This window comes from Chloroflexota bacterium, from assembly GCA_015478725.1.
In the GTDB taxonomy this organism is placed as follows: domain Bacteria; phylum Chloroflexota; class Limnocylindria; order Limnocylindrales; family CSP1-4; genus C-114.
The window spans coordinates 1-6,525 of sequence record JADMIG010000056.1 but is presented as its reverse complement, the minus strand read 5'-3'; the positions used below and the strand labels follow the sequence as shown (position 1 = coordinate 6,525).

The window sequence follows — 6,525 nt, the reverse complement described above, 5'->3', positions numbered from 1 at the left end:
CGCCGAGCCGGGAGGGGCCGGGGACGCGCCGAGCCGGGAGGGGCCGGGGACGCGCCGAGCCGGGAGGGGCCGGGGACGCGCCGAGCCGGGAGGGACCGGGACGACTCCGGCACGACACGGCTCCGCGGGGAGCGCCGCCCTCTCGCCTCGTCGCTACTTCGCGGTCATCCCGCCGTCGGCCACGATCACGGAGCCCGTCACGAACGAGGACTCATCGGAGGCGAGGAAGAGCGCGACGTTCGCGATCTCGCGCGGTTCGCCGGGCCGGCCGATCGGCTGGAACGAATCGATGGTCGCGTAGACCTCCTGGAGGCCGCCGAGCATCTCGGCGTGGGCGTAGTTGATCGGCGTATCGACCCAGCCGGGCGCGATCGCGTTGCAGCGGATCCCCTGCTTCGCATAGTCGAGGGCGATGCCCTTGCTGAGCATGACGATCGCGCCCTTCGACGTGGCGTAGATGGCAAGGAACGGCTCGGCGACGAGGCCGTTGACGGAGGTGGTGTTGATGAGCGAGCCACCGCCGCCTCGAAGCATGTGCGGGATCGCGTACCGACACCCGTAGATGGGGCCCTTGACGTTGACCGCGAGCGTCCGGTCGACGACCTCGTCGGTCGCCTCATGGAAAACGCCCGGCAGGTTCACTCCGGCATTGTTGAAGACGACGTGAAGGCCGCCCCACCGCTCCACCGTGGCGTCCGTGTAAGCCTTGACGGCGGCCGCGTCCGAGACGTCCGCGGTGACCGCGACGGCAGCATCGCCGATCCCCCGTGCGGTCGCCTCGACGGTATCGCGGCCGATGTCCACGCAGGTGACGCGCGCACCCTCCTCGGCGAACCGGATCGCGGTCGCCCGCCCGATCCCCGAGCCGGCACCCGTGACGATGCAGACCTTTCCTGCGAGTCGATCACCCATCGCTCATCCTCCCGCGTTAGCTTCTGCGAATCCTACTCGCCAGAGCGCGATCAGGTTCGAGATTCGTCTTGACACGACCCCGACCGGCGGCCCCTAATACCGAGCATCTCCGCGTCGCGCCCAACGTCGCGCCCAGGAGTCATCGCCCAGGAGTCATCGCCCACGCTCATCGCTCAGGAGGAGGGTTCACATGGCGTCGTCAGACGTCGAGCAACTGCATCGCCTGGGGTACGCCCAGGAGCTTCGGCGGGGGATGAGGACGTTCTCCAACTTCGCCGTCTCGTTCACGATCATCTCGATCCTGTCAGGCTGTCTCACGCTCTTCCTCTTCGCCATGAACACGGGCGGTCCAGCGGTGATGACGCTCGGCTGGCTCGTCGTCGGGTTCTTCGTTCTGATCGTCGCTCTCGGGATGGCCGAGGTCGCCTCGAGCTATCCGACCGCCGGCGGTCTGTACTACTGGTCGGCGAAGCTCGCCGACGAGGCCGGCGCCGACGGCGCCAAATGGAGCTGGTTCGTCGGCTGGTTCAACCTCGTGGGCCAGGTCGCGGTGACAGCTGGCATCGATTTTGGGTTGGCCTTCTTCACGAATGCGTTCCTCAATCTCGCCTTCGGTTTTCCCGTCGACCCGCCCCACACGATCCTGATCTTCGGGGCGATGCTCGTCATCCACGCGTTGCTCAACACGTTCGGCATCCGTCTCGTCGCGTTTCTCAACGACGTCTCCGTCTGGTGGCACCTCGTCGGCGTCGCGGCCATCGTCCTCGTGACGGTGGTCCTCAATCAGCACACGAGGACGGATCTCGGCACGGTCTTCACGAAGGCCGTCGACAACACGTCTGCGGATCCGAACCAGAGCTTCCCAGGGTTCCTTATCCTCGGTATCCCGTTGTATGTCGCGCTCATCGGGCTGCTCAATGCGCAATACACGCTCACCGGGTTCGACGCGTCCGCACACATGTCCGAGGAGACACACGATGCATCCCGCTCGTCACCGAAGGGCATCGTGTACTCGGTGATCATCTCGATCATCGCCGGATTCATCCTCCTCGTTGCGATGAATGTGGGAATCACCCCGGACAAGGTGTTCGTCGGAACTGATGGCTCGATGGTCGACGGCTACACCCATGCCCTGCAATCCGCATCCGGCGTCCCGCCGGCGCAGATCTGGATCGACGCCATAGGCCAGACCGGCGGGCTCCTCATCCTGCTCATCGTCATCGGCGCCCAGTTCTACTGCGGGATGTCCTCCGTGACCGCGAACTCCCGGATGATCTATGCGTTCTCACGTGACGGCGCCATCCCGGGCAGCGCCTTCTGGCATCGGATCAACAAGCGGACGCGGACCCCGACGAACTCGATCTGGTTCGCCGCCGTCGGCGCCTTCATCCTCGGGCTTCCGTACCTCTACAGTCCGGTCGCGTATGCAGCGGTAACGTCGATCGCGGTCATCGGCCTGTACGTCGCCTACATCGCGCCGGTCTTCCTCCGCCTCCGGGCGGGTTCCCGGTTCAAGGAGGGTCCATGGACCCTCGGCCGGTGGAGCCGACCGATCGGCATCGTTGGCACGGTCTGGGTCGTGTTCATCTGCGTGTTGTTCCTCCTGCCCCAGGCCCTGCCGCTCAGCATCAACACGTTCAACTACACCCCGATCGTGTTCCTCGTCGTCCTCGGCGGAGCCGCGATCTGGTACGCCGTCTCCGCGAAGAACTGGTTCACTGGCCCTCGGATCCAGGGGTCGCCCGAGGAGCTCGCGGCCATCGAGCACGAGCTCGACGTGATCTGACGCCGGTCAGGCCCTGTCCACGCATCGAAGCCGGCGGGTCCCCCGCCGGCTGCACCGTTTCCCGGGGCGGCCATCCGATGGGGGTCGGACAAGCCTCAGTAGATGCGCGTCGCGCCCGATGGGATGGTGAAGTCGAGGGCAGAGGGCGGAAGGGGCGCGTCCGGGACGAGGTTCGTCACGACGGCGTCGCGCGTCACCACGCCACCGATCGTCTCGAGGAGGCGGACGATGACCCCGGTGTCGCGATCGACGGTCACCTGAAGGTGGTGGTCTGGTCGGTCGGCGGCGATCTCGATCGTCCGCGGATGGTCGCACTCGACGACGACCGCCTCGCGGCCGGCCACTTCCGTCGTGCCGGAGATCCAGCAGCGGCCCGTCGTCAGGACGTTCTGGCAGAAGCCGGCAGGGTGCACGAACGTCTCCGCCAGGGTGTCCATCGGAAGCGGCGTGACCGGCCGATAGACCTTGCTCGTCGGGGGCAGGTCGGGATCCTCGAGTCCCACGATCGAGCGACGGACGGGACGCTCGGTCCCGAGCCGATGCCGGGACGCATACGTTCGGACGGTGGAGCCGTCCGAGATCCAGATCTCGTAGTCGGCCGCGCCGACACCCGAGGGGTCAGTCCGGGTCACCTTCGCCGTTCCCGGATGACGGAGCGCGATTTCCACGGCGACGAGTCGTTCGCCCGCGGCGATCGCGGTCGTCTCCTCGATCCGCATCCGAAGGGTCTGGAACCGCAGCTCGGCGTCCCGCATGAACGTGAACAGCGCCGCCAGGTCCGGGAGGCCGGCGGGAAGGACGGCGACCTCGGCCCGGCGGCGGCCGTCGACGGGGATGGGCAGGTGGCCGGCGCGAGCCCAGAGGCGAGTCGACATGGGCTCCGATCGTAGCAGAGCCGCGGTCGGCGGCGGGCAGCGGCGCCCCAGCCTGCGGCGAGCAGCGGGACCTCAGCCTCGAGCGCGGCCTCAGCCTGCGGCGGGATCGCCTTCGAAGCCCGGCCGGGTCATCCTCGCCGGATCGAGGAGCCGGTCGAGCTCGTCGGCGGCGATGCCGCGCTCAGCGGCGAGCTCGCGGATCGTGCGACCGGTCGTCAGCGCGTCCTTGGCGAGGGCCGCCGCCGCGTCGTAGCCGATGAGCGGCGCGAGGGCGGTCGCGAGCATGAGCCCCCGCTCGACGAACTGCGGCCCGCGATCCGTCGCTCGCAGGCCCTCCACGCAGCGGGCGGCGAAGTTGCGGGCGGAGGCACCGAGCAGGCCGATCGATTCGAGGATCGCCGCGCCGGCGACCGGCATCATGACGTTGAGCTCGAGGAGGCTGCCCGTCTGCGCGAAGCCGATCGTCGCATCGTTGCCGACGACCCGGGCGATGACCATTGTCAGCGATTCGACGATCACCGGGTTCACCTTGCCCGGCATGATCGAGGATCCCGGCTGCGTTTCCGGCAGCGCCAGCTCGCCGATCCCGGCACGCGGGCCCATCCCCATGAGCCGGATGTCGCTGCCGACCTTCCACAGGCTCAGGGCGATCGTGCGGAGCGCGCCGTGGGCGGCGATCACGGCGTCGAGGGTCGCCTGGGCGTGGAAGTGACTGCTCGTCTCTCGAACGGGGAGACCGCTCAGCGATGCCAGCCGCGCGCAGGTCCGGCGGGCGAATTCCGGGTGGGTGTTGATCCCGGTCCCGACGGCGGTCCCCCCGAGGGGCACGCTGAGCAGCTCCGCCTGCGCCGTCCGGGCGCGCCGGATCGAGTCGCCGAGCTGTCCGGCGTAGCCCTGGAACTCCTGGCCGAGCCGGATCGGGGTGGCGTCCTGGAGGTGGGTCCGGCCGGTCTTGACCACGTCGTCGAACTCGGTCGCCTTGGCAGCCAGGGCGGCCTCGAGCGCGTCGAGTGCCGGCAGCAGGTCCTCCTCGATGGCGATCGCGGCGGCGAGCTGGATCGCGGTCGGGATGACGTCATTCGAGGACTGGCCGGCGTTGACGTGGTCGTTCGGGTGGACCTTCCTGCCGAGCCGTGCCGAGGCGAGATGGGCGATGACCTCGTTCGCATTCATGTTCGTCGATGTGCCCGAGCCCGTCTGATAGATGTCGATCGGGAACTCGCGGTCGTGGGCGCCGCCCGCCACCTCCGCCGCGGCCTCGGCGATCGCCCCGGCGACGTCGCCCGGCAGGAGGCCGAGCTCGGCGTTCGTCTCCGCCGCCGCCCGCTTGACGAGCGCGACCGTCCGGATGAGGCGCGCGGGCATCGGTTGGCCGCTGATCGGGAAGTTGAGGACGGCTCGCTGGGTCGAGGCGCCATACAGGGCGTCGGCCGGCACCGCCATATCGCCCATGGAGTCGCGCTCGATCCGGGTCTTCGGTGCCGGTCGTTCGGAGGACTCGCTCATGCGGATGAAGTGTAGTCGCCGTGCGTCACGAAGCCGCCCCGCGCGTGGTGCTGGGCCGCCCGCGCCTACACTCTCGCGATGGACTTTGGCCCCGAGACGTTCCGCTTCGTCATGGGGCATTTCGCGACCGGCGTCACCGTGGTGACCGTCGCGACGCCGGCTGGTCCCGACGGGATCACCGTCAACGCGCTCAGCTCTGTCAGCCTGGAGCCGCCGCTCGTCATGGTCGCGCTCGACCGGCGGCGGCACATCGTCCCCGCCGTCCGCGCGGGCAGTCGCTACGCGGTGAACGTCCTCGGCGAGGACCAGCGGCTCCTCGCCGATTGCTTCGCCGGGGCGGACGTCGAGCCGGGACGGGACCGGTTCTGCGGCGCTCCGTGGCACCCGGGCGCCACTGGGTTGCCGCTCATCGACGGGGCGATCGCGACCCTCGAGTGCACGATCGTCGAGACCGTGTCGGTCGGCGACCACGACCTCTTCATCGGGCGGGTCGATACCCTCGCGGCGCCGCGCGACGCCGGACCGCTCATCTACCACCGCCGCCGGTACCGCAAGGTCGAACCAACGGTGGCCATCGCTCCGCAGGGCCGCCCGGAGCCCTGACGCGGCGGCGATGACGATGATCCGCGCGAACGGCCTCGACGTTGGCTACGACGTCGACGGCGACGCGGCCGCTTCGCCGCTCGTCCTGCTCCATGGGGCGACCTCGCTCGGCGCCGAGGACTGGGGCGCCCAGCGACCGGCGCTTGCCCGCTCGTTCCGGCTCTATCTGCCCGACGCGCGGAGCCACGGGCGGACCCGATGGGACCCGGCGGATGGATGGTCGTACGACCTCCTCGTGGCCGATCTGCTCGCCTTCGTCGACGCGCTCGGCCTCGATCGATTCGATCTCGCCGGCTTCTCGATGGGAGCGATGACCGCCCTCATCTTCGCGACGCGCCACCCGGAACGGCTCCGGACGCTCGTCATCGCCTCCATCGACACGTCGCGCGAGCCGCGCACGAGCGTCGCCCGGCGGCTCATGGATCCGGCCCGGGCGGACGCCGATCCGGCCTGGAAAGCAACGCTTGCTCGACGTCACGATGCCGGCCAGGGCGTCGACGCATGGCGTCGGCTGCTCCCGATCATCGCCGCGGACGTCGCGAGTCAGCCCCTCCTCACGCCGCGCGACCTGCGCCAGGTGACGGCGCCGGTGCTCGTCACCGTCGGCGACCGCGACCCGTTCGTGCCGGTCGACCATGCCTGGGGCCTCATGCGACAGCTGCCGGACGCGCGGCTCTTCGTGGCACCGGAGTGCGGCCACGAGGTCATGGCCCGCCGCCCGGGCCTGTTCAATGAGGCGGTCGCGGGGTTCTACCGGGCGACGGCCTCGCGCCCTGACCGGCCGCGCAGCGCCCTGACCGGCCGCGCAGCGCCCTGACCGGCCGCGCAGCGCCCTGACCGGCC

At 69.6% G+C, this 6,525-nt stretch carries 6 protein-coding genes; 3 read left to right on the top strand and 3 right to left on the bottom strand.

Features of this window, described 5'->3' with window-relative positions; genetic code table 11:
- Positions 1-153: 153 nt before the first annotated feature.
- Positions 154-912, bottom strand: a complete 759-nt coding sequence (locus IVW53_15420; protein MBF6606956.1) for an SDR family oxidoreductase — start codon at positions 910-912, stop codon at positions 154-156.
- Between the two features lie 253 nt (positions 913-1,165).
- Between IVW53_15420 and IVW53_15415 the strand changes: the two genes are divergently transcribed.
- Complete coding sequence (locus IVW53_15415; protein MBF6606955.1) at positions 1,166-2,698, top strand: amino acid permease; 1,533 nt, start codon at positions 1,166-1,168, stop codon at positions 2,696-2,698.
- A gap of 95 nt (positions 2,699-2,793) precedes the next feature.
- On the opposite strand, the gene IVW53_15410 is transcribed toward IVW53_15415, so the two are convergent.
- Entirely contained in the window at positions 2,794-3,573 is a 780-nt protein-coding gene (locus IVW53_15410) for a hypothetical protein (GenBank protein MBF6606954.1), read from the bottom strand.
- Positions 3,574-3,663: 90 nt separating this feature from the next.
- Positions 3,664-5,079 carry a class II fumarate hydratase gene (locus tag IVW53_15405; protein MBF6606953.1) on the bottom strand — a complete coding sequence of 472 codons (1,416 nt, stop codon included), beginning with the start codon at positions 5,077-5,079 and terminating at the stop codon, positions 3,664-3,666.
- 78 nt (positions 5,080-5,157) lie between these two features.
- Between IVW53_15405 and IVW53_15400 the strand changes: the two genes are divergently transcribed.
- Complete coding sequence (locus tag IVW53_15400; protein MBF6606952.1) at positions 5,158-5,682, top strand: flavin reductase family protein; 525 nt, start codon at positions 5,158-5,160, stop codon at positions 5,680-5,682.
- Between the two features lie 10 nt (positions 5,683-5,692).
- Positions 5,693-6,499 carry an alpha/beta fold hydrolase gene (locus tag IVW53_15395; protein MBF6606951.1) on the top strand — a complete coding sequence of 269 codons (807 nt, stop codon included), beginning with the start codon at positions 5,693-5,695 and terminating at the stop codon, positions 6,497-6,499.
- Positions 6,500-6,525 lie beyond the last annotated feature (26 nt).

Excerpts from the sequence above, each read along its gene's own strand:
- IVW53_15420 (MBF6606956.1), bottom strand. The coding sequence starts at position 912 with ATGGGTGATCGACTCGCAGGAAAGGTCTGCATCGTCACGGGTGCCGGC.
- IVW53_15415 (MBF6606955.1), top strand. The coding sequence starts at position 1,166 with ATGAGGACGTTCTCCAACTTCGCCGTCTCGTTCACGATCATCTCGATC.
- IVW53_15410 (MBF6606954.1), bottom strand. The coding sequence starts at position 3,573 with ATGTCGACTCGCCTCTGGGCTCGCGCCGGCCACCTGCCCATCCCCGTC.
- IVW53_15405 (MBF6606953.1), bottom strand. The coding sequence starts at position 5,079 with ATGAGCGAGTCCTCCGAACGACCGGCACCGAAGACCCGGATCGAGCGC.
- IVW53_15400 (MBF6606952.1), top strand. The coding sequence starts at position 5,158 with ATGGACTTTGGCCCCGAGACGTTCCGCTTCGTCATGGGGCATTTCGCG.
- IVW53_15395 (MBF6606951.1), top strand. The coding sequence starts at position 5,693 with ATGACGATGATCCGCGCGAACGGCCTCGACGTTGGCTACGACGTCGAC.